Origin of the sequence: Paenibacillus sp. FSL K6-2859 (assembly GCF_038008265.1) — a bacterium.
GTDB lineage: Bacteria > Bacillota > Bacilli > Paenibacillales > Paenibacillaceae > Paenibacillus_AQ > Paenibacillus_AQ nitricinens.
Map to the genome: position 1 here is coordinate 5,964,949 of NZ_JBBOYU010000001.1, position 23,506 is coordinate 5,988,454.

15 protein-coding genes, 16 tRNA genes and 2 rRNA genes are annotated in these 23,506 nt (G+C 45.6%); 1 reads left to right on the top strand and 32 read right to left on the bottom strand.

The window, feature by feature from the left end; all coding sequences use genetic code 11:
• Positions 1–13 precede the first annotated feature (13 nt).
• The 14 genes from MHB64_RS26475 to MHB64_RS26540 form a co-directional block, all read right to left on the bottom strand.
• Positions 14–316: a LiaF transmembrane domain-containing protein gene (locus MHB64_RS26475; RefSeq protein ID WP_042191767.1), complete on the bottom strand. Its 303-nt coding sequence runs from the start codon at positions 314–316 to the stop codon at positions 14–16.
• Between the two features lie 325 nt (positions 317–641).
• Entirely contained in the window at positions 642–1,664 is a 1,023-nt protein-coding gene (locus MHB64_RS26480; protein WP_341135734.1) for a sensor histidine kinase, read from the bottom strand.
• 2 nt (positions 1,665–1,666) lie between these two features.
• On the bottom strand, positions 1,667–2,344 hold the full coding sequence (locus MHB64_RS26485) for a response regulator transcription factor (protein ID WP_341135735.1): 678 nt from the start codon (positions 2,342–2,344) through the stop codon (positions 1,667–1,669).
• A 66-nt stretch (positions 2,345–2,410) separates the two neighbouring features.
• Complete coding sequence (locus MHB64_RS26490) at positions 2,411–4,909, bottom strand: ABC transporter permease (RefSeq protein ID WP_341135736.1); 2,499 nt, start codon at positions 4,907–4,909, stop codon at positions 2,411–2,413.
• The gene (locus tag MHB64_RS26495) at positions 4,909–5,583 is read right to left on the bottom strand and encodes an ABC transporter ATP-binding protein (protein WP_341136126.1); all 675 of its coding nucleotides are present in this window, start codon (positions 5,581–5,583) and stop codon (positions 4,909–4,911) included. Before MHB64_RS26495 ends, MHB64_RS26490 begins: the two co-directional genes overlap by 1 nt.
• 121 nt (positions 5,584–5,704) lie before the next feature.
• Entirely contained in the window at positions 5,705–6,532 is an 828-nt protein-coding gene (locus tag MHB64_RS26500) for a MetQ/NlpA family ABC transporter substrate-binding protein (protein ID WP_094874514.1), read from the bottom strand.
• A gap of 72 nt (positions 6,533–6,604) precedes the next feature.
• Complete coding sequence (locus MHB64_RS26505) at positions 6,605–7,267, bottom strand: methionine ABC transporter permease (RefSeq protein ID WP_094874515.1); 663 nt, start codon at positions 7,265–7,267, stop codon at positions 6,605–6,607.
• Positions 7,260–8,021 carry a methionine ABC transporter ATP-binding protein gene (locus MHB64_RS26510; RefSeq protein ID WP_094874523.1) on the bottom strand — a complete coding sequence of 254 codons (762 nt, stop codon included), beginning with the start codon at positions 8,019–8,021 and terminating at the stop codon, positions 7,260–7,262. Before MHB64_RS26510 ends, MHB64_RS26505 begins: the two co-directional genes overlap by 8 nt.
• A gap of 374 nt (positions 8,022–8,395) precedes the next feature.
• A complete protein-coding gene (locus MHB64_RS26515) occupies positions 8,396–9,793 on the bottom strand; it encodes an ADP-ribosylglycohydrolase family protein (RefSeq protein ID WP_094874516.1) in 1,398 nt (465 codons plus the stop codon).
• Between the two features lie 3 nt (positions 9,794–9,796).
• Complete coding sequence (locus tag MHB64_RS26520) at positions 9,797–10,750, bottom strand: nucleoside hydrolase (protein WP_094874517.1); 954 nt, start codon at positions 10,748–10,750, stop codon at positions 9,797–9,799.
• Between the two features lie 44 nt (positions 10,751–10,794).
• Positions 10,795–11,733 (bottom strand): ABC transporter permease, encoded by a 939-nt coding sequence (locus tag MHB64_RS26525; RefSeq protein WP_094874518.1) that lies wholly within the window; start codon positions 11,731–11,733, stop codon positions 10,795–10,797.
• Positions 11,730–12,776, bottom strand: a complete 1,047-nt coding sequence (locus MHB64_RS26530; protein ID WP_042131006.1) for an ABC transporter permease — start codon at positions 12,774–12,776, stop codon at positions 11,730–11,732. Before MHB64_RS26530 ends, MHB64_RS26525 begins: the two co-directional genes overlap by 4 nt.
• Entirely contained in the window at positions 12,769–14,331 is a 1,563-nt protein-coding gene (locus tag MHB64_RS26535) for an ABC transporter ATP-binding protein (RefSeq protein WP_341135737.1), read from the bottom strand. The genes MHB64_RS26530 and MHB64_RS26535 overlap by 8 nt, the downstream gene beginning before the upstream one ends.
• 102 nt (positions 14,332–14,433) lie before the next feature.
• Entirely contained in the window at positions 14,434–15,573 is a 1,140-nt protein-coding gene (locus MHB64_RS26540) for a BMP family ABC transporter substrate-binding protein (protein ID WP_341135738.1), read from the bottom strand.
• Between the two features lie 326 nt (positions 15,574–15,899).
• Here MHB64_RS26540 and MHB64_RS26545 point away from each other — a divergent pair, with 326 nt between their 5' ends.
• Entirely contained in the window at positions 15,900–16,649 is a 750-nt protein-coding gene (locus tag MHB64_RS26545) for an AraC family transcriptional regulator (protein ID WP_341135739.1), read from the top strand.
• A 134-nt stretch (positions 16,650–16,783) separates the two neighbouring features.
• Here the strand turns inward: MHB64_RS26545 and MHB64_RS26550 are convergent.
• From MHB64_RS26550 to MHB64_RS26635, 18 genes are all read right to left on the bottom strand, one after another.
• Positions 16,784–16,862: transfer RNA gene (locus tag MHB64_RS26550), tRNA-Leu, on the bottom strand.
• 14 nt (positions 16,863–16,876) lie between these two features.
• Positions 16,877–16,950 (bottom strand) — tRNA-Cys (locus MHB64_RS26555).
• 10 nt (positions 16,951–16,960) lie between these two features.
• Positions 16,961–17,035: transfer RNA gene (locus MHB64_RS26560), tRNA-Gly, on the bottom strand.
• A 6-nt stretch (positions 17,036–17,041) separates the two neighbouring features.
• A tRNA-Gln gene (locus MHB64_RS26565) sits at positions 17,042–17,116 on the bottom strand.
• Between the two features lie 19 nt (positions 17,117–17,135).
• Positions 17,136–17,211 (bottom strand) — tRNA-His (locus MHB64_RS26570).
• A 45-nt stretch (positions 17,212–17,256) separates the two neighbouring features.
• Positions 17,257–17,332 (bottom strand) — tRNA-His (locus tag MHB64_RS26575).
• Between the two features lie 23 nt (positions 17,333–17,355).
• Positions 17,356–17,429, bottom strand: a tRNA-Trp gene (locus MHB64_RS26580).
• A 5-nt stretch (positions 17,430–17,434) separates the two neighbouring features.
• Positions 17,435–17,520, bottom strand: a tRNA-Tyr gene (locus tag MHB64_RS26585).
• Between the two features lie 5 nt (positions 17,521–17,525).
• Positions 17,526–17,601 (bottom strand) — tRNA-Thr (locus tag MHB64_RS26590).
• 27 nt (positions 17,602–17,628) lie between these two features.
• A tRNA-Phe gene (locus MHB64_RS26595) sits at positions 17,629–17,704 on the bottom strand.
• Positions 17,705–17,714: 10 nt separating this feature from the next.
• Positions 17,715–17,792: transfer RNA gene (locus MHB64_RS26600), tRNA-Asp, on the bottom strand.
• 26 nt (positions 17,793–17,818) lie between these two features.
• A tRNA-Met gene (locus tag MHB64_RS26605) sits at positions 17,819–17,895 on the bottom strand.
• 17 nt (positions 17,896–17,912) lie between these two features.
• A tRNA-Val gene (locus MHB64_RS26610) sits at positions 17,913–17,988 on the bottom strand.
• 55 nt (positions 17,989–18,043) lie between these two features.
• Positions 18,044–18,118: transfer RNA gene (locus tag MHB64_RS26615), tRNA-Glu, on the bottom strand.
• A gap of 18 nt (positions 18,119–18,136) precedes the next feature.
• Positions 18,137–18,229 (bottom strand) — tRNA-Ser (locus MHB64_RS26620).
• A gap of 3 nt (positions 18,230–18,232) precedes the next feature.
• Positions 18,233–18,308: transfer RNA gene (locus MHB64_RS26625), tRNA-Asn, on the bottom strand.
• Positions 18,309–18,368: 60 nt separating this feature from the next.
• Positions 18,369–21,297: ribosomal RNA gene (locus MHB64_RS26630) — 23S ribosomal RNA — on the bottom strand.
• Positions 21,298–21,530: 233 nt separating this feature from the next.
• A 16S ribosomal RNA gene (locus MHB64_RS26635) occupies positions 21,531–23,088 on the bottom strand.
• The 16S and 23S rRNA genes sit together here with 16 tRNA genes alongside, the layout of an rRNA operon.
• Positions 23,089–23,506: the final 418 nt, after the last annotated feature.

A 23,506-nucleotide genomic window follows, 5' to 3' on the forward strand; every position in this document is an offset into this window, starting at 1 on the left:
AGTACAATTCTTCTTAATAAGTACCATTTCTTCTACCCTTTAAAGCTGACACTCCCCATACGATCAACGCCACACCTAGAAGTGGTCCGATGATCCAGGAAAGCTTCGCGATCAAGGTCATGACACCAATGAACATTAGTACCCAACCGATAACCTTGCGTCCACTCTTAATCCCATAGTAACCGAGAACAACCAGCAATACTGGGAACAGTAGTCTGAAAATACCGTGAATCAGAGGAAGCGCTAAACCGAGCAGCATTACCGCACCAATCACAATCAGTACAACCGCTAATCCGTTTCCTTGTCTTCTTTGCATTATTTTCTCACCGCCTTTCGTTGTCCTTAACCTTATAGCCTTATTCTAGAGCAAATCGCAGACTTTCAAAACAGACCAACGACGGTTTTTGGTACTGGACCTTAGTCGAGGTAGCTGTGCGACTGCAGACCACTATAGGGCTAGCAAAGGACTTTTCATCAATGAAATAGCGACTTTAACAAGCATAAACGCCTTTGGCGTCCTTATAAGGACGGTAAGCGTTTATGCGAGAAATATAAGGATAATGTATAACGTGAAACATATACTTTCTTATATTTTGAGAAAAACCCCCAATTTAGGGGCTAAGCTTCGAGTACATTCAGAATCAGCGTAACGGCAAAAATATAGAAAAAACACTTCCTTTACTTAACTCGGATCTCACTTTTATATATCCACCCTGCTCGGTCACAATTTTACGGGCTAAATAAAGGCCTATGCCAACACCTTCAGTTCCATTGGAACCCGCACCTCGGTAAAATCGTTTAAAGATGTCATTCATCTCAGCGGCAGGAATTCCTATTCCACCATCGGCAACATCAATCCTTGCAAAAAGATCATACCTGCGAATCGTAATTCTAACACTGCAGGACCCGAGCGTATATTTCAGAGCATTATCGATGATGTTATAGATAGCTTCTCCCGTCCACTTGGGATCATGTTGCAGCATAATTCCCTGATCGGATTCCAGTAAGATCTCTATATTCTTTTGCTCGGCTGCTGGAAACGCCTGTTTGATCGCTGACAACACAGTATTCTCAAGACCATACTTCTCCGTATGAAGCTCTATAATACCGGATTCGAGCCGTGATAACTTGATCAGATTCTCCATGAGCCAAGACAGCTTCTCAATCTGACTACCCATATGGCGAGTAAATTCACTGCGTGTTTCAGCGGGCAGTCCTTCATCCATAAGAAGGCTGTTATACATCCCTAAATTGGCTAAAGGAGTCTTAAGTTGATGAGAGATATCAGAGATCAATGTTTTGACTTCTTGACTCTCTTCACGGTAGCGCTGCTTCTGCGAAGACAACAGCTCAGATAATTGAATAACCTGATGCTGTAATTTAGAGAGAAGTGTATCCTCCTGCACCGGGAACATCTGAGTCATTTGTCCATTAATAAGATCTTGAATCAGTCTCGACAATGAAAATAGAGTGTTTAGCATTTCTTTACGAAGCGCGAGCACAAAACTTATAAACAGCAAAACCATCAAGCTAATAAACACCACGGATACAATAACTACATGCCTCTCAGGCTTAAAATAGATAAGCATAGATACAAACAACACAACGGCTACGGCAAAAAGGGTGAACGAGCTCCAAATAATTTTTGTAAACGGGTTCTTCATCCTTACTCTCCCCATGTGTAGCCGATACCGAATATAGTTTTAATGTATTGACAATCTTTCGGGTCATCCTCAATTTTAGACCGCAGCCTACGAATATTTACGCTTAGCGTATTCTCATCCACGAAATTACCATCTATATCCCATAGCTTCTCCAGCATTAACCTCCTAGTAAGAACTTGACCGCTATTTTCGGTTAAGATGGCAAGGAGACGATACTCATTAGTGGTTAGTTTTATTTCTTGTCCATATTTGTAAACCTTCATTTTGGCTGAGTTAATTGTAATATCCTTGTAATGAAACAGCTCTGAGCCACCATCAGTGCCTGTTCGTCGGAGAACAGCCTTCACACGTTGCAAAAGTACGGCCATGCTAAATGGCTTCGCAATATAATCATCAGCTCCTAGCCCAAATCCAGCTACCATATCCTGCTCCGTATCGTTGGCAGTTAGAAATATAACCGGAATGGAACTCGTTCGCCGGATTTCCCGACACAGTATAAGGCCACTCTCATCGGGGAGATTAATGTCCAAAAGGACCAGACCGATGGTCTGATCCTGAATTCTAGAAGCCGCCTCCTGAAAAGAATAGGCCTGAATAATCTTATGGTTTTCTTTTTCAAGCATGAACTTTAGCCCCTCGTTTAAGAGACGGTCATCCTCTACAATTAGAATGGTTGTCATTGAAACTCACCTCAATACCTATCATTGTAACAAGCAGAGGAAGGCTACGCTGTAAATTAATTAGCTCTATTCCATTTGCCGCAGACGTTCCACAATGCTGTCCTTTTTAATTTGCTTATAAGCAATAAGCGGAACACTCAGGCAAACCACAAAAACGAGTACAATTGCAATTGAAAGCGGAAGGGTTGGGAAGCTAAACACAGCATAAGTAGCTTCTTGGCTGAACAGGCTATAAGCACCGTAACTGATTAATGTGCCTATTGTTGAGATTAGCAACGTAGATATGATCGCATAACCTGCTCCTTCAAACAGCAACAGCTTTCTCATCTGCTTAGAGGTCATCCCGATGCTCTCCATCACTGCGAACTCCAGCTTCCGAGCTACAACTCCTGTATACATAATATTAACGTAATTCAAAATTCCAATCAGCGCTAGAATGAGCGCAATTCCGCCACCCATAATGTAAAAGGTTAGCTTTGCCGATTCCATGAATTTTTCCATATACAGCTTCGACTCCAGCTTCAGCTCACTATCTCCGCCGATGAGTCCGTCCAATTGATCGGTAATCTGCTTCCAGTCTTCTGAGTCAGCATTAATATACACTTTACTTATAAGTGGGTTTTTCATAAATTTCTCCATTGCAGTGTGACTGATGTATACATTCGGAGCTACAAAATGTGCCGACCCTAGAGAGCTGAAGTCACCTAGCCCGCCAATATCGAAAGATTGTGTCGCTTCGCTGTTTATAGGACCTATTTGAAATGGATCTCCTATCTCAAGACCACTGAGACTAAAATTGTCCAGCAAGGCGATCTCACCTTTTTCAAAGCGTTCCATATCTACAGTGATTTCTAATTTCTCTTCCATCTTCTTAACCTGAGCTGAGTCTAACCCAATAACATGGGTCATTGAGAACATGCTTTGAGGCACAGCTAATTGTTCATCGGTAGGGCGATCTGTGTGATATGATTTTGCGAATTCATCCATATACTTACTGAACACCTTAGGATCATACTTGATCTGACCTATCCCGGTATAAGCTTTGAAGACCTCTTTTACTCCCTTTATATCCTGAATTTCCTTGATCATATCCTCTGTAATCTTGGCTTTCATTTCCCCCTCAAACCCAAAGGACATCGTCTGATTGGACAGCGTGAAATCGTTATCCATGTATTCAGCAACAAAATGATCTGTACTCATACTAAGCACAAGCGTATTGATCACCAGAAAAGTTGTCAGCCCGAGAAATAAAGAGAGAAATACAACCATCGCTCTTTTTTTCACTCTAAAAATATTACGCCAAGCCAGTCGATGCAGCTTAGATCCGCCAGTTCCCCGCTTCGTCTTAGCTTTAACCATCGTACCTGTATATCTCACCGCTTCTATTGGAGAGACTTTGCCAGCGATAGAGGCAGGTTTGATAGCGCTAAACATGGTGGTCAACCAAGCAAACAACGCAGCTCCAATAAAGATTAACGGGTGAAAAGAAATCACCACGCCCGTATCCAGATCCATTGTACTCATAGCCAGCTGCACCATTACGAAGGAAGTCACAGCTCCTGCGGCAAGTCCCAGTGGGATAGCGATAAGTGCTAGCCGTGAAGCCTGTGCCCTAACTATTTTTTTAATCTGCAGTTGTGTAGTTCCTAGCGTTCTAAGTAGACCGTAGAACCTTGTATCCCTTGAGACAGAAATATAAAGCACATTATAAATTAATAAATATCCGCTCAACATAACAAATAATATAATTCCAGCATAACCGATCAAAGTCGCTGTTCTATCTGAAGAGGTAGACGATTGGTTAGAGACAGGTTCGAGCTTTTGATTTTTTTCTAAAGTAATATCCTGTTGCAAACGCGAGATAAGTTCATCCGTGTTTTTCTCATTAAATAGAATAGTGGCATTTTTGGGATTCTTAAGATCTACGCCATGAGCTGTAGCAAAAGCCCCCGATACCAGCATAGCTCCAGAATTCCCGGTACGGACATGACTGTAATCGGTAAACCATCCACTTAGTACGAAGTTGTTATTCTCTTGAGATTTCACCCCAGCTCGCGAAACAGAGTAAGTAAATGGCAAGCTCATGCCTAACTGCGGATCATTAATCCCCATCGAATGTAATATCCATAAAGGAACGGCGATTTCATTGTCCTTCTCTGGGTACTTGCCCTTTAGCCCGTCAATTACCGGCTTACGCATTTCTGTCCATTCCGTAGAGTCATACCAGAGCAAAGCTAAATTAAGGTCTCCCCATTCAGGAGTATTGACAACATCCCCCACTTTGGACTGAAGTCCGATGGTCTTAATATAGGAATGTTCCTTTAACTTGTTTAATTGCTGTTCTGACGGTGAGGTCAAGTAGACATCAGCCATGGTCCCGTTTATTTTCAATTGCTGCATTTCGAAGGTTTTATAGTTGCTAAGTCCGATACTAAAAAAAGAAGTAATAAGCCAGGTAGTAAGCACGATGGCTATAATTACGAACCGATTTCGGGTCCGGTTGGCTTTCAGGCTCCTGCTTGTCAGCTTTTTAACAATTGGTTTATTGCTGTTTGGAAACATCATCACAATGCCCCTCCAGTAATTTTACCGTCCTCTATCCGGATGGTCCGGTCTGCAAGCTGAGCAATCTCTTCATTATGAGTAATCATTAGAATCGTCTGATTAAACTGTCTGCTAGTTACTTTGAGTAATCCAATGACCTCCTGACTAGTAATGCTGTCCAAGTTCCCTGTAGGTTCATCTGCTAGGATAATGGAAGGTTTAGCTGCCAAGGCCCGTGCGATAGCTACCCTTTGCTGCTGACCACCTGATAGCTGACCGGGGAGGTTGTCCAATTTTTGCGAGAGACCTAACGTATTCACAATATGATACACGAAATCCTTATCTATTTTGTTTCCATCCAGCTCTATGGGTAGCACTATATTCTCGTATACATTCAGAATCGGCACCAGATTGTAGTTCTGAAACACAAATCCAATTTTTCTTCTCCTAAATACGGTTAACTCATCATCCTTCATCCTAAAAATATTCTTTCCATCTATGATCACTTGTCCATCAGTTGCCCGATCAAGTCCGCCAAGCATATGTAAGAGCGTTGACTTCCCACTTCCTGATGTCCCGACAATCGCTATAAATTCACCGTTGTGTATCTCTACGTTAATACCATCTAGTGCCTTGACCAGGTTAGTACCCTTACCGTAATGTTTTGTGAGATTAATTGCGCTAAGTACAGACATATCCCCATCTCCATTCCGCTTTGTTATTCTACAACCCATTATATAGAGCAGTTCTTACATTCTAGTGACACAAAAAAAGACTTGCCCATAATGGACAAGTCTCGTTGAATTACTAATCTAACTATTTAAAAGCAGGCAACGCGATATCCGCGTAATTATCCTCAAGGAATTTCTTCACTTCAGGGCCGCTAATGCGTTTAGCCAACTTCTGAATCGCATCAGAGTCCTTGTTGTCTTCACGTGCAACCAAGGTGATGGTGAATTCAGAATCTTCGCCTTCAGTAATCAGCGCATCTTTCTTCGGTGTCAATCCAAGTGGGCTAGCATAAGCCGGAGTCATTGCTACTAGATCTCCATCATCCAGCATACGGGCCAACATCAACAAATCTACTTCCTCAAACTTAAAGTTTTTTGGATTTTCAGTAATGTCTGCTTGTGTAGCCTGGATGCCTACGCCTTCTTTTAGCTTAATCAAATCGGCTGCAGCAAACATCTGTAAGGAACGACCGATATTTGAAGGATCATTAGCCATTACTAGTGTTGCACCTTCCGGCAGATCCGCAACATTCTTGTAGCGCTTGGAGTATCCACCATAAATAGCGTCATAGACAGGCTGTACCTCTACTAGATTGGAGCCTTTACTTTCATTAAACTGCTTCATATAAGGAACGTGTTGGAAAAAGTTAGCGTCTACCTCTTTATTCGCCAAAGCTTCATTAGGCTGCACATTGTCAGACAGCACAACAATTTCAAGATCAATACCATCTTCCTTCAGAAGTGGCTTTACAATGTCCAGAATTTCCGTCATTGGTGGAATCAAAGTAGCAATCTTTAATTTGGTTAAATCATCGCTACCTTTGGCAGTATTGTTCTTTGCTGCATTATTAGAACCACAACCCGCTACTACCAATACCATTAACATTAGCACAATTATCATTGATTTTTTCATGATTACGACTAACCCCCGCTTTATATAGTAAACAAATTTGTATTTCCATGCTTTGCAATGAAGGGTAAACGATCAACGCTTATCTAACAGCCGCGAAACCGTTCCTCCTGTGAATTGAACCATCTGAACTAATACAATCATCACAACAATCGCATAGATCATCACTTCAGTCTCAAAACGCTGATAGCCATAACGGATCGCAAAATCGCCAACCCCGCCCCCTCCAACAACCCCCATTACGGTCGAATAAGAGATAAAACTAATGGTAGAGGTAGTAAGCCCGAGCACCAGACCCGAACGGGCCTCTACATACAGGAATTTAAAGATCAACCCCAGCTTCGAGGCTCCCATAGACAACGCCGCTTCTATGACTCCTTTAGGAACCTCCAGCAAAGACTGCTCCACCAGACGAGAGTAATAAGCAATAGCAACTATGGATAATGGAACCGTGGCTGCCATTGTTCCAATCGCAGTTCCGACAAGGAAACGAGTGACGGGAATAAGTGCAACGACAAGCAGCAGGAATGGAAATGAACGGATAATATTTACGATGCTGTTAAGCACCAGTGACAATGTTTTATTCTCATAGAGCTGCCCTTTTCGGCAAAAGAACAACAACGTCCCGAGTGGAAGCCCCAGCAGCAGTGCGGCACCAACAGAAATGCCGACCATTATAAAAGTTTCTCCAATCGACTCCCACATCTGTGCCTGATATTGAAGTACACTATCAAACATGAGTTTCCCCCGCTTTACCCAGAATTTGATCCCGGTACGAGCCAGTACGAACTGCAGCAGGCCGGAAATCACCGTCATCGCGAGAGAACGAATCTACGATTCGACCCTTTTCCATTACGGATACGTGCGTGCAAATGCTTTTGACAACATCCATCTCATGCGTAACAATCACTACAGTAACCCCAAGGCCCCCATTAATATGCTTCAGGACATTCAGAATATCCGCAGTTGTTCCTGGATCTAGTGAGGATGTTGGTTCGTCACATAGCAATAGTCCTGGACTATTAGAAAGCGCCCGGGCGATCGCCACACGTTGTCGTTGTCCTCCACTTAGCTGTGCGGGATATTGCTCTGCCTTATCAGCCAATCCGACAAAATCGAGACATTCCTTCACCCGCTTCATCCGTTCACGCTTCGGCACCCCTGCCAGTTCCAGAGGGATCGAAATGTTGCGGCTTACCGTGACGTTATTGACCAGATTAAATTGCTGGAAAATCATCCCAATCTTTTCCCTAGCTTTCCGCAGCTGTTTACTCGGCATTCCGGTTAAATGTTGCCCTTCTACGGTTACTGTCCCTTGGTCCGGCTTTTCCAGCAGATTAATTAGTCGCAGCAGTGTGGATTTCCCTGCACCGCTTTCACCAATAATCCCGTGAATCGATCCTTTCTTCACATCCAGCGATACATCATCCACCGCCTGATACATGCCGTCCTTCAGCTTGAAGGCTTTACTCACCCCACTCAGCGATAGGATTGCAAACTCCCCCTTCCTTTCCATTTATACTGGAACCTTCTAAGCCAAGGTTTGTACTATAATTATTTAAAAACTGTTTTACTAAAAATCTCTTTAAATAATAAGGCATTTTATGTTCTGTGTCATCATTTTTCTTCAAATGATATATCAGGAAAAAATAGTGATAACATAAAAACCCTTTATACCGGGCTATTTTTAAGAGTTTATCTCCCTAATAAATTACTGTACAACTCCCTCTTCAAATCAGGATTCTCCTGTTACCTAACTCCTAAACCCCTGTTACATCTATTTCAAGAACTAGATAGCTACGAAAAAAAGGATGTCTAAGCTCGATAGCTTAAGACATCCTTTTTTTTCTATTCGCATTCCCTGATCTAAGACTTTCCGTCAAGCTCCTTGCGAATCTTCAAGAACACCTGATAGCTTCGCTCCGCACATTCCGAAATCGCTATCGGATGGAACCCAGGCAGATCCGCATATAGCGTATCATGGAGCGGTTCAACCCACGAAGCCGGCAGCACACTTGCTCCAAGCTTCGCTCCCATAATAGAACCAACTGTAGCACCATTACAGTCTGTATCCATTCCGCCGTAAACGGATGTAACGACCGCTTTTTCAAAATCATTCCCGCCATAGACTAGCGAAGCAGCCACAAGAGCTGCATTATTATTGGTATGCACCGCATCATAATGACTGAATGTATCCCAAATTTTACTCACTAATTCACGCTCACTCTTGGCCTTCTGTGCAATATCTATACCCCGTAGAACGTCACTTGTCAGACGGCTAGTACTAGGGATCTCACTAAGAGCAATCTCAAGAATACGCTCGTTATCTTTTTCAGCAAAAGCTGCCGAAATCATCGCCGCATTAAACATTTCGCCATAGATCCCGTTCTTCACATGTGAGAAAGAAGCATCGCGCCAGCCTAGCTCCGCTGCAAGCTCAGGGTGTCCTGCCGCACCATAAGCTAGTCCATCTGCGCGTATTGCCGCACCAATCCATTCCCGGTAAGGATTTAAGTGCATCCGCACTCTTTCCTGCCGCGCCAACCAATCCGCAGGCTTCTCACCATGCAGATGAGACGTCTCCTGTGCAAAATTCATATACGACTGTGTCTCTGCCGTACATACCTGAGCATATGTCAGATATTTATGCCAGAGCTTCCCGATATCCCAAGAATCCCAGTCCAGCCCCTTCTGCTCCAGCAACATAAGGCCTAGAACCGTGTAACGAATATCATCATCGCTCTCCATAAACTTAATAGTCTCGCTGGTACTAGCGTAAGTCCATTCGCTTAAACCAAGGCCATATTCTACCTCTGCCCGCGAATGCCCAGGCGTATAACCAGTAATTGGCCATGCGTCCGCACCCCGGAACCACAGCTCAATATTCTCCCAGCCCGGGCGTCCATCTTTACCGTAGAGGTAGTCCCAATACTCCAGTGGTTTGCCAAGTGCGCAACCGACGCTTCTACCTAGCCAAGCTCCGTAGAACTTATCTCTCCATTCTGCTTCGCTCCAGTCAGCCTCAAGCTTGCGTGGACCTTCTGGACGAAGACGACGAATCTCCTCCAGTGAAGATGGCTCTTCATAAGGAAAGTCCTCAGCAACCGTGAGCTCCATCAACTCGTTGTATACTTGCATCAGCTTAATCTCATCGGCACCTGCAGCAGCTAGTTTATCCGCGAAGCCGTCAATCTTGCAGCCTTCTTCTCCACGCTGAACCAATTCAAACTGAACCGTCTCTTGAAGTCTCTCCCATCCTGCCATAGGTTAATTCCCTTCAGCCGCAAGCAGCTCTTGATCTAGCTTTTCCAGTGAATCAAAGATCAGTTTCATAAATGCTTCCCGGTCTACTCCCACCAGAACTTCTACATTTGCTGGACGATCTGTCTTCTTTCGTTTGTCTGCAACCGTCATTCCACGTGTTAGCTTGCCTTCTGTCTCTACCGTTACATATAGATGCTCGGATTCAAACAGTTCTGGATGCAAGAGCCAAGCTACGGCGCATGGATCATGCAGTGCACTACCGACATAGCCCATTTTCTTTCCGAAGATCGAATAGAAATCTAACAGCTCTCCGACCATAGTGGACACTGGCCCACGCTCTTTCAATGCTGCGATCTCATCTTCGAAAATGGCTGCCTTATCAGTCACATCCAGACCACTCATCGTAATCGGAATACCCGATTCAAATACGATACGAGCGGCTTCAGGATCTACATAGATATTAAACTCCGCAGTAGAGGTTACATTTCCATAAGAAATTCCTCCGCCCATCAGTGAAATCTTTTCAATTCTTTCCTTAATCTCTGGATAAGCAGTGATTAGCAGGGCGATATTTGTTAAAGGAGCCATCGGTACGAGCGTAATCTTCTCCTCCGAAGAACGGATAATATTCAGCATAAATTCCACAGCGCCTTCTTCTACAGGCCGGAATTTACTTGGTGGCAACATTGGGCCGTCCATGCCTGATTCACCATGTGCTTCCTCACCTGTAACAAGCTTGCCGAACAGCGGACCCGCAGCCCCTTTGGCTACAGGAATATCAGCATTCACAAAGCTGATCACTTTAAGTGCGTTTTCTGTAATTTTATCGAGGATCTGGTTTCCACCAACCGTTGTAATCCCGCGCAGATCCAGCTTCTCCGAATTTGCTATTGCAAGCAGGATAGCGATTGCGTCATCATGCCCTGGATCGCAGTCAATAATAATAGGTGTTCGCATAGTCATTCACTCCTTAGTTGTATAAATCCTCGTTATTTCTATCGCTATTTCATTAGCGGGCTTTTAAGTTTTTTGTTCTTCTTCCGTGTCTCAGATACGGCATAGATCACTAGTCCAATTACCGTTGCTACATAAGGAAGCGTGCCGATTAGCTCCGCAGGAATTTTCAGCACCTGAAGCGCATTCGACAATGCATCTGCGGTACCAAATAAAAGAGAAGTTAACGCCGTACCTACTGTCGTACTTCTCCCCATAGACTCTGCCGCAATGGCAATCCAGCCCCGACCAGCGATCATATCGCGAGTGAACAGTGACAGGTAACCCATCGACATGTATGCCCCACCCAAACCAGCGAAAAATCCACTAAGCAGCAAAGCCATATACTGTATTTTCACAACACTTACACCTACAGATTGAGCTGCGTGTGGATTTTCACCCACTGAACGAATGCGCAGACCAAGCGGTGTACGGTTTAAGAGATAGTAGACAACAAACACAGCAATGATAGATACATAGGTCAAAATGTGATGCCCTGATAAAATCGGCCCCAGCACGGGAATATCCTTCAGCAAAGGAATGTCTACGCTAGGCAGCACTTTACTCGCCAGAGAAGTAGAAGATCCCTTATCTCCACTAAGTAAATAAAGAATAAACACGGTTCCTCCAGAAGCGAACATATTAATAGCTACACCGCCGAGAATGATATGTGTTTTGAATTTCAGTGTGAAAAAAGCTAATATTCCAGCGATCAGTGTTCCGGACATCACGGCCCCAAGTAAACCTACCCACGCACTATGCGTGTAGCTGCTTACAATGACACCGGCTAACGCCGCGACAAGCATGATGCCTTCCATACCAATGTTGATGATACCAGCCCTATTAGAGATTAACGCTCCCAATGCGGCGAATAGAATCGGTGTCGTCACCCGAAGAACAGAAAACGCAAAGTCAGTCGTAAAAATTACATCAAATAAGCTGTTCACGCTTCCTTCGCCTCCTTCAAGAGCATCCGATTTTTCCAGAACTTCAGAAATTGCTCTGCCGAAATGAGAAGAATGATAATCGCCTGTATAATAGAAATCATCTCTGAAGGTACATCAGACAGACGTGCCATCATATCGGCTCCGATCCGGATATACGCAAGGAATAATGCTGCACCGATTACGGATAGCGGATTATTCTTGGCTAACATCGCTACAAGAGCACCATCTAAACCATAACCTGGTAACGAGGTCCATTGGAATCGGTTGTACATCCCTAGCACTTCTACGGAACCCCCCATCCCCGCGATAAAACCAGCAATCAAGTGAACCAGTATAATAACCTTCGCGGTCTTCATGCCTGAATAACGTGCAAAGTTCCGGTTGATGCCTGTCATTCGCAGCTCATATCCCCATTTAGTCTTGTATAGGAATAAATGTGCTGCAATAATAAGCACGATAACGATAATAAGTCCGGTATGAATACGGGTGCCAGGTACCATTTTACTCAGCAGTGCCGTTTTCTCGAATTTGTAGGATACATTGGCAAATGCTTTTGCATCACGTAAGTGATAGTTCAATAGATATAAACCTACTCCAAACAAAATATTATTGAACATCAAGGATGTAACCAGCTCATTGGCATTCCATTTGGCTTTGAGGATGCCGGGTATTGCCGAGAGCAACGCTCCTACAATAGAACCCGCAGCAATAGCTACGATCGGATGAAGCCACCCGTCCAGCGTTAAATGAATAGCCAACACGGAAGTCACAACACCGGAGAAATAGAAAATCCCTTCAGCTCCCAAGTTGAACATATTTGCCCGGAACAACAAAGAAACTGCTAATCCAGTGAACATGAGCGGAATGGCCATCTCAATCACATTACCGATATGGCCTTTACTGGATAGCGGCTCAAATAGGAATATCCCAATTGTCTTCACCGGCTGATTGCTGACCAATGAGATGATCAGAAAAGCAATAGCGAGTGCAATTACGATGACTGCCGATGTTCGAATGTATTCAAAATATTTTACTTTAAACATGATTTACGGCCCTCCTGATTTGCTCCTCGTCCTGTCGATGAATCCCTAGCATATAAAGCCCTAATTCTTCTTCACTAACCTTGGAAGGCTCCTCGAAAAAGGCAACAATCTTTCCTTCATACATCACTAGTAGACTATCGCTGATCTCCAAGATCTCATTTAAGTCTGCTGACACTAGCAAAATAGCGCAATCGTCTGAGCGTAGCTCCAACAGCTTTTGATGTATGAACTGCGCCGCGCCTATATCCACGCCCCTTGTCGGCTGCTCTGCAATAAGCAGTTGCGGTTCTGTAGAACACTCTCTTGCCACTACTACCTTCTGCATGTTACCACCTGATAACATTCCTATTGGCTGAGAAGGTCCCGAACAGCGGACTTTAAATTCTTCTACAAGTGATACTGCAAGCTTGGCAATTCGTGATCCATTTAAAAAGGGACCTTTATTCATAGCTTTTGTACGATACTGAGTAGACAGCAGATTATCCGCTATGCTCGCATCACTGGCTATCCCTTGATGCATCCGATCCTCTGGGATATAGGAAACGCCTAGCTTACGAATATCCAAAATATCCGATTCACGAATATCTTTTCCCTTCACTAGCACAGAGCCTTGGCTTGAGACCCCTCTTAGGCTACCTGTAAGAGCCTCAATGAGCTGTGTCTGCCCATTCCCTTCTACACCAGCAATCCCGATAATTTGTCCTACGCGTACTGCAAAGTTGATATCTGTTAGCAACGCTTTGCCGTGTGCATCATTTACACCTAGACCTTGCACAGTGAGTACCGGCTCGCTAATAGACAGAATCTCCTTGTCGTATTTCAACACGACGTCTCTGCCCACCATAAGGCGTGAGATTTCTTGCTCCGTGACATCCTTCGTTTGGAAGATACCTTCACTACGTCCACTACGCATGATCGTAATTCTGTCGCAGATCGCTTTCACTTCTTTCAATTTGTGTGAAATAAAAACAATCGTATGTCCCTGCTCTCTTAACTGCTTAAGCTCCCGGAACAATTCCTCTGTTTCCTGTGGGGTCAACACTGCGGTCGGCTCATCCAGAACGAGGATTTTTGCACCTCGCAGCAGCGCCTTCAGAATTTCAACCTTTTGCTTCATACCAACCGTGAGATCCTCCACTTTTGCTTTTGGATCCACTGCCAGATTGTATTTCTTCGCAGTCTCTTCGGTCATGCGTACAGCTTCTGCATAATGGATGCCGACGCCCTTACGTGGTTCCATGCCCAGCACCATGTTCTCTGCTACCGTAAAAGAAGGGACCAGCATAAAATGCTGGTGAACCATACCAATCCCTCTATCAATGGCATCCTGAGCAGATTGCAGCTTCACTTTTTCACCCTTGATGTAGATTTCACCTTCACTAGGCTCTTCCATGCCGAACATGATCTTCATTAAAGTTGATTTACCAGCGCCGTTCTCGCCCGCAATCGCATGAATTTCTCCCTCACGTAAAGAAAAATGCACGTCTTTATTTGCAACGACACCATTGGGATACACCTTGGTAATTCCCCGCATTTCCAGCAGAGCTTTGTTCATAGGTCTCAACGCCTTTCGACTTGGAGGTCTGCAAAAATATACAGCTGGAATTCTTCTGAAAGAAGAATCTCCAACTGTAGGTTTATCACTTTATAGCTATACTTAAGGCTTAACTGCGTTACGAATGGCTTCTACTTCAGAGGTTTCCATTCCCATTGCATTATCTACTGTAATTTCTTTGTTGATCAGCTTTTGCTTCACTTCTTCAACTTTAGCCTGAAGATCGGCAGGGAAGATATTTTTATAGATATCATTTTCTGCAATGCCCACACCATCATCTACAAAGCTCAACACATCACGTTTACCCATTTCAAGCGTACCCTCTTGTAATTTCTTCACGGCACCCAAAATAGCCATATCAATCTTTTTAATAGAAGAAGTAACAATCAAGTTTGCTTTTTCGCTATCTGTTGTGTTAAGCAACATCGCCTGATCGGAGTCTACGCCAATAGCGTATTTCTTCTTCTCTTTAGCTGCATCAAAGATCCCAAGACCTGTACCGCCAGCTACGTTAAAAATAACATCTACACCGGAGTTGTATTGAATCAACGAAAGCTCCTTACCTTTAGCCGGGTTAACGAAATCACCAGCATAGGATACAGCGACCTTCACCTCAGGATCAACATATTGAGCGCCCTGAATGTAGCCAACCAAGAAAGCGTTAATTCCTGGAATGTCCATGCCGCCTACAAATCCGATCACATTCTCAGGATTAGCATTAGCCATATCAGATTGAGTAGCTAGTGCTGCTACAGCACCTGCCAGAAAAGATACTTCATTTGTCGCATAAGACATGTTGTACATATTCTCTGGTGCTTCATCTATATCGGTATCATAGTTAATGAATTTTTTGTCTGGATATAATTCAGCCGTTGCATTAAACATCTCTGTAATTTCCGATCCGCCAGAAATAATAACATCCCAGTCCTCAGCGGCGATATCGTTAAACGTAGGCTCCCATTTCGTTTTATCGACACCCATTTCTACAACCTTTGTTTCTGCACCCAGTTCATCCTTAACCTTTTGCAAACCGCTATTCGCAGAATCAAAGAATGATTTATCCCCAAGCGTACCTGGAATCAATAGCACGACCTTGAGTTTATCCCCTGAACCTGTTTCTCCACCTTCAGCAGCATTAGATCCTACATTCGCGGAAGATCCATTACTCGACGTATTATTTCCACAGGCTGTGACCATTACCATTACTACTAGTAACAACAAAGAAAGAACTTTCTTTTTCACTTTTCTATTCCCCCTATTTATAGTTGGTTAGTAATTTGAGAGATTCTCCTTCTTAGTCCGTTGTATGTTTCACGATTTAGATGGAAACTCTCATATTGCAGGTTACATTGTTAATATTTCAATGATTTTAACAAATAGACTCTAAAATAGAGATAAAATTATCATTTTCACAAATAATCCGACTAATTCCCGAACGATATGGCCAGTCAGGTTGCTAATTTCCGGATTTATTGATACGATCATATCAAATATTAATGAAAATAATTATATGATTTCGGTCATATTTTTGTGCGATTCGGCTAAAACATAATTAATGGAGGGTCATCATGGATCGTGTTCTATATATTGTAAATGCAACACATGAGGTTAATACCTATATTCCACCACACCAGCATGAATGTTATGAACTAGTCTATTATTTAAACGGATTAGGAACTACTAATGTAGGTTCGCGAAGTTATCATTTTCGTTCTTCTTCATTCGCGCTGATACCACCCAATCATAAACATGACGAGAATCATCGCGAGGATGCTACTATACTATTTGTAGGCTTCCATTCAAATCACCCAAATATGGAGAATTTGCAAGGCGTATATGAAGATGATAAAGACCATACTGTTCTAGAGATCTTGCTTCGAATGAAAGCAGAGTTTACGCGCAAACAAGATGGATTCTCTGAACTATTGAACCTGCAAATGAGCGAAATCACTGTTCATCTGATACGGCTTCTTAGCGCATCTGGGTTTCAATCGCCAACGGAAGACAGAGTCCAATATGTTCTAAACTATATGAATGAGCATTACCGCCATAAGCTATCGGTCGCAACACTTTCTGAGATGTCTGGATACAGCTATGATCGTTTCCGCCATTTATTTAAAGAGCGATTCGGTGCTTCACCTCTACGCTATCTACTATTGAAACGTCTGGATTATGCAAAGTCTCTCTTGCAACATACCCAAATGCATATCTCTGAAGTATCAGCTGCTGCTGGGTTTGTGAATGACGCCCAATTTTGCAATATGTTTAAACGTGAAATTGGTCTCACTCCACGAGCATTCCGCCTAAGCAGTCAATAAAACAACACTCCACACAAAAAGGCCGTTGAATTAGAGACGCCTCTAATTCAACGGCTTAAGAATAAAAGCTCAAAGACAAAGAAAAAAGGTTTGTAAAGTTGCTTATACAAGCGACTTTACAAACCTTTTTGATATACCGGCGAGAGGACTCGAACCTCCACGGTTTCCCTCTCGATTTTGAGTCGAGCGCGTCTGCCATTCCGCCACGCCGGCACATATGAACTTAATGGAGGCGCCACCCAGATTTGAACTGGGGATAAAGCTTTTGCAGAGCTTTGCCTTACCACTTGGCTATGGCGCCATGTAAAATATGGAGCGGACGACGGGAATCGAACCCGCGACCCTCGCCTTGGCAAGGCGATGCTCTACCGCTGAGCCACGTCCGCATAAAATGGCTGGGGATATAGGATTTGAACCTATGCATGACGGAGTCAAAGTCCGTTGCCTTACCGCTTGGCTAATCCCCAATAACATTTTAAAGTAAAATGGGGCGACTGATGGGTCTCGAACCCACGAATGCCGGAACCACAATCCGGTGCGTTAACCCCTTCGCCACAGTCGCCATATTAAACTGAAATTCGTTGCCATTCTTCTTTGTTAAAGTAAATGGGGCGACCGATGGGTCTCGAACCCACGAATGCCGGAACCACAATCCGGTGCGTTAACCCCTTCGCCACGATCGCCATATTAAACTTTAGAAAGAATTTGGCAGGGGCAGCAGGAATTGAACCCACACCAACGGTTTTGGAGACCGTTGTTCTACCTTTAAACTATGCCCCTAAAACTGGTGGAGGATGATGGATTCGAACCACCGAACACTTACGTGAGCAGATTTACAGTCTGATGCGTTTGGCCACTTCGCTAATCCTCCAAGGATGGTGCCGGCGAGAGGACTTGAACCCCCAACCTACTGATTACAAGTCAGTTGCTCTACCAATTGAGCTACACCGGCATGGCACTCATTCTATTGTGAAAATCATGGTGGCTCGAGACGGATTCGAACCGCCGACACGAGGATTTTCAGTCCTCTGCTCTACCGACTGAGCTATCGAGCCAAGGTAAAAATGGCGGAACCGACGAGATTCGAACTCGCGATCTCCTGCGTGACAGGCAGGCATGTTAGGCCAACTACACCACGGTTCCAAAAGATATAATTTCTTGATGAAAATTGGTTGCGGGGGCAGGATTTGAACCTGCGGCCTTCGGGTTATGAGCCCGACGAGCTACCGGGCTGCTCCACCCCGCGTCGTTCTTAAATGAATATGGTGGAGGCTGAGGGGATCGAACCCCCGACCCTCTGCTTGTAAGGCAGATGCTCTCCCAGCTGAGCTAAGCCTCCATAAACAACAATTGTTATTGTACCAAAGTCCACTATGTAAAATCAAGTGAAAATTTGGTGACCCGTATGGGATTCGAACCCATGTTACCTCCGTGAAAGGGAGGTGTCTTAACCCCTTGACCAACGGGCCATACTAAGTAAAAATTTGTGGCGGAGAGAGAGGGATTCGAACCCTCGAGACGCTTGTGGCGCCTACACGATTTCCAATCGTGCTCCTTCGGCCAAACTCGGACACCTCTCCATATGGCTCCCCGAACAGGACTCGAACCTGTGACAACTCGATTAACAGTCGAGTGCTCTACCAACTGAGCTATCAGGGAATATTCATACCAGGCTTGATGCCTGAAAACTGAATCCGAATTGAATTTGCGTTTTAAGTATAGGATAAGCCCTCGACCGATTAGTATTGGTCAGCTCCATGCATTACTGCACTTCCACCTCCAACCTATCTACCTCGTCGTCTTCAAGGGGTCTTACTAATTGGGAAATCTCATCTTGAGGGGGGCTTCACGCTTAGATGCTTTCAGCGCTTATCCCGTCCGTACGTAGCTACCCAGCCATGCTTCTGGCGAAACAACTGGTGCACCAGCGGTACGTCCATCCCGGTCCTCTCGTACTAAGGACAGCTCCTCTCAAATTTCCTGCGCCCACGACAGATAGGGACCGAACTGTCTCACGACGTTCTGAACCCAGCTCGCGTACCGCTTTAATGGGCGAACAGCCCAACCCTTGGGACCTACTTCAGCCCCAGGATGCGATGAGCCGACATCGAGGTGCCAAACCTCCCCGTCGATGTGGACTCTTGGGGGAGATAAGCCTGTTATCCCCAGGGTAGCTTTTATCCGTTGAGCGATGGCCCTTCCATGCGGTACCACCGGATCACTAAGTCCGACTTTCGTCCCTGCTCGACTTGTAGGTCTCGCAGTCAAGCTCCCTTATGCCTTTGCACTCTTCGAATGATTTCCAACCATTCTGAGGGAACCTTGGAACGCCTCCGTTACTCTTTAGGAGGCGACCGCCCCAGTCAAACTGCCCGCCTGACACGGTCCCCGTACCGGATTACGGTACTAGGTTAGAACCTAGATACGATCAGGGTGGTATCCCAACGGCGCCTCCACCGAAGCTTGCGCTCCGATTTCTACGGCTCCCACCTATCCTGTACAGATCGTACCCAAATTCAATATCAAGCTGCAGTAAAGCTCCATGGGGTCTTTCCGTCTTGTCGCGGGTAACCTGCATCTTCACAGGTATTAAAATTTCACCGGATCTCTCGTTGAGACAGCGCCCAAGTCGTTACGCCATTCGTGCGGGTCAGAATTTACCTGACAAGGAATTTCGCTACCTTAGGACCGTTATAGTTACGGCCGCCGTTTACTGGGGCTTCGGTTCATAGCTTCGGATTGCTCCTAACCACTCCCCTTAACCTTCCAGCACCGGGCAGGCGTCAGCCCGTATACTTCGCCTTGCGGCTTCGCACAGACCTGTGTTTTTGCTAAACAGTCGCTTGGGCCTTTTCACTGCGGCCCCCTCGTGCTATTCACACTACCGGGGCACCCCTTCTCCCGAAGTTACGGGGTCATTTTGCCGAGTTCCTTAACGAGAGTTCTTCCGCGCGCCTTAGAATTCTCTTCTCGCCTACCTGTGTCGGTTTGCGGTACGGGCACCTTCTCCTGGCTAGAGGCTTTTCTTGGCAGTGTGAGATCATGACCTTCGCTACTGTAATTTTCGCTCCCCATCACAGCCCAGCCTTAACGATGTGCGGATTTGCCTACACATCAGCCTCACTGCTTAGACGGACATATCCATCAGTCCGCGTCACTACCCTCCTGCGTCACCCCATCGCTCATAGCGGATTACGGTGGTACAGTAATTTCAAACTGTTGTCCTTCGACTACGCCTTTCGGCCTCGCCTTAGGTCCCGACTTACCCTGAGCGGACGAGCCTTCCTCAGGAAACCTTGGGCTTTCGGCGGATCAGATTCTCACTGATCTTTTCGTTACTCATACCGGCATTCTCACTTGTATGCTGTCCAGCGCTCCTTACGGTACACCTTCAACCCACATACAACGCTCCCCTACCCCAGATACATACGTATCTAGCCATAGCTTCGGTGGTGTGTTTAGCCCCGTTACATTTTCGGCGCAGAGTCACTCGACCAGTGAGCTATTACGCACTCTTTCAATGGTGGCTGCTTCTAAGCCAACATCCTGGTTGTCTGTGCAACTCCACATCCTTTCCCACTTAACACACACTTGGGGACCTTAGCTGATGGTCTGGGCTGTTTCCCTTTTGACAATGGATCTTAGCACTCACTGTCTGACTCCCGGCAATAAGTATATGGCATTCGGAGTTTGACTGAGCTTGGTAATCCTTGCGGACCCCGCACCCAATCAGTGCTCTACCTCCACTACTCTTATACCGAGGCTAGCCCTAAAGCTATTTCGGGGAGAACCAGCTATCTCCGAGTTCGATTGGAATTTCTCCGCTACCCCCACCTCATCCCCGCATTTTTCAACATGCGTGGGTTCGGGCCTCCAGTGCGTGTTACCGCACCTTCACCCTGGACAGGGGTAGATCACACGGTTTCGGGTCTACGTCCACATACTCATTCGCCCTATTCAGACTCGCTTTCGCTGCGGCTCCGTCTTCTCGACTTAACCTTGCATGTTAAACGTAACTCGCCGGTTCATTCTACAAAAGGCACGCCATCACCCATTAATAGGGCTCTGACTTTTTGTAAGCACACGGTTTCAGGTTCTATTTCACTCCCCTTCCGGGGTGCTTTTCACCTTTCCCTCACGGTACTGTTTCACTATCGGTCGCCAGGTAGTATTTAGCCTTAGCAGATGGTCCTGCTGGATTCATACGGGGTTTCACGTGCCCCGCACTACTCGGGATCCGTCTCGGAGAGAACACAGTTTAGGCTACAGGGCTTTTACCTCTATCGCGGGCCTTTCCAGACCTCTTCACCTACCATATTCCTTTGTAACTCCATGTGAGACGTCCCACAACCCCTAAGAGCAAGCTCTTAGGTTTAGGCTGTTCCGCGTTCGCTCGCCGCTACTGACGGAATCACTATTGTTTTCTCTTCCTCAGGGTACTTAGATGTTTCAGTTCCCCTGGTCTGCCTCTACATCTCCTATGTGTTCAGAGATGAGTAACTGCGAATTACCACAGCTGGGTTTCCCCATTCGGACACCCCCGGATCAAAGCTTGCTTACAGCTCCCCGAGGCAGTTTCGTTGTTCGCCACGTCCTTCGTCGGCTCCTGGCGCCTAGGCATCCTCCGTGTGCTCTTATTAGCTTAACCTTGATTTTTCCTAAGAAAAATCTCACTAATAACATTTACTTGTTTGCACAAGTTGCTAAAAGATGTTCTAAAACGCAAATTCGTTTCGGTATCCAGTTTTCAAGGATCAAGTCTTACTTGAGAGCTTAAACTCTCAAAACTGAGCAACGAGTGAGTAACAGGCCTAAACCTGAGATTGTGGAAGTTTAACTTCCGATTTGAATGTCTCCATTGCAGGAAACGATTCTCCATAGAAAGGAGGTGATCCAGCCGCACCTTCCGATACGGCTACCTTGTTACGACTTCACCCCAATCATCTACCCCACCTTCGGCGGCTGGCTCCCTTGCGGGTTACCCCACCGACTTCGGGTGTTGTAAACTCTCGTGGTGTGACGGGCGGTGTGTACAAGACCCGGGAACGTATTCACCGCGGCATGCTGATCCGCGATTACTAGCAATTCCGACTTCATGCAGGCGAGTTGCAGCCTGCAATCCGAACTGAGACCGGCTTTGATGGGATTGGCTTCACCTCGCGGCTTCGCTTCCCGTTGTACCGGCCATTGTAGTACGTGTGTAGCCCAGGTCATAAGGGGCATGATGATTTGACGTCATCCCCACCTTCCTCCGGTTTGTCACCGGCAGTCACTCTAGAGTGCCCAACATTACTTGCTGGCAACTAAAGTTAAGGGTTGCGCTCGTTGCGGGACTTAACCCAACATCTCACGACACGAGCTGACGACAACCATGCACCACCTGTCTCCTCTGTCCCGAAGGCCGCCACTATCTCTAGTGGATTCAGAGGGATGTCAAGACCTGGTAAGGTTCTTCGCGTTGCTTCGAATTAAACCACATACTCCACTGCTTGTGCGGGTCCCCGTCAATTCCTTTGAGTTTCAGTCTTGCGACCGTACTCCCCAGGCGGAGTGCTTACTGTGTTAACTTCGGCACCAAGGGTATCGAAACCCCTAACACCTAGCACTCATCGTTTACGGCGTGGACTACCAGGGTATCTAATCCTGTTTGCTCCCCACGCTTTCGCGCCTCAGCGTCAGTTACAGCCCAGAAAGTCGCCTTCGCCACTGGTGTTCCTCCACATATCTACGCATTTCACCGCTACACGTGGAATTCCACTTTCCTCTTCTGTACTCAAGTCACCCAGTTTCCAGTGCGACCTCAGGTTGAGCCCAAGGTTTAAACACCAGACTTAAATGACCGCCTGCGCGCGCTTTACGCCCAATAATTCCGGACAACGCTTGCCCCCTACGTATTACCGCGGCTGCTGGCACGTAGTTAGCCGGGGCTTTCTTCTCAGGTACCGTCACTCCGATAGCAGTTACTCTACCGGACGTTCTTCCCTGGCAACAGAGCTTTACGATCCGAAAACCTTCATCACTCACGCGGCGTTGCTCCGTCAGACTTTCGTCCATTGCGGAAGATTCCCTACTGCTGCCTCCCGTAGGAGTCTGGGCCGTGTCTCAGTCCCAGTGTGGCCGTTCACCCTCTCAGGTCGGCTACGCATCGTCGCCTTGGTGGGCCGTTACCCCACCAACTAGCTAATGCGCCGCAGGCCCATCCCTCAGTGACAGATTGCTCCGTCTTTCATTCTTTCTTCAGGAGAAAAAAGAAATTATCCGGTATTAGCTACCGTTTCCGGTAGTTATCCCAGTCTAAGGGGCAGGTTGCCTACGTGTTACTCACCCGTCCGCCGCTAAGTTATTTTGAAAGCAAGCTTTCAAAATAACTCCGCTCGACTTGCATGTATTAGGCACGCCGCCAGCGTTCGTCCTGAGCCAGGATCAAACTCTCCAATTAGTATTGAAAAGAGCGATATGCTCATTTTGAAACATCTGACGAGAAAATTAATTCTCTTTTTTTTGGATTTCACTTTTGTGATTTCCTACTCACTCGTTGTTCAGTTTTCAAAGATCAAGCTGTTTGTTTCGTCGTTGTGTTGTTCAGCAGCGACCTTTATAATATATCACAGCATCCTCGTTTTAGTCAACCTTTTTTTTAATTTCTTTTTTCGGTTGTCTTTCGAATGTTTTCGAAAGCACATCTCTGTGTCAGAGGGACGAGTTATAATTTAACACATGAACTATGAAAGAGTCAACCATAAATTTATTAGAATAAATATGAGCGTTTCATAATAGCGTGCAAACAAAAAAGAGAGTGCTTAGCCTCTCCCTATCCCTACTTATTTTATCTATAGATTACCGGCAAATCCTGCATC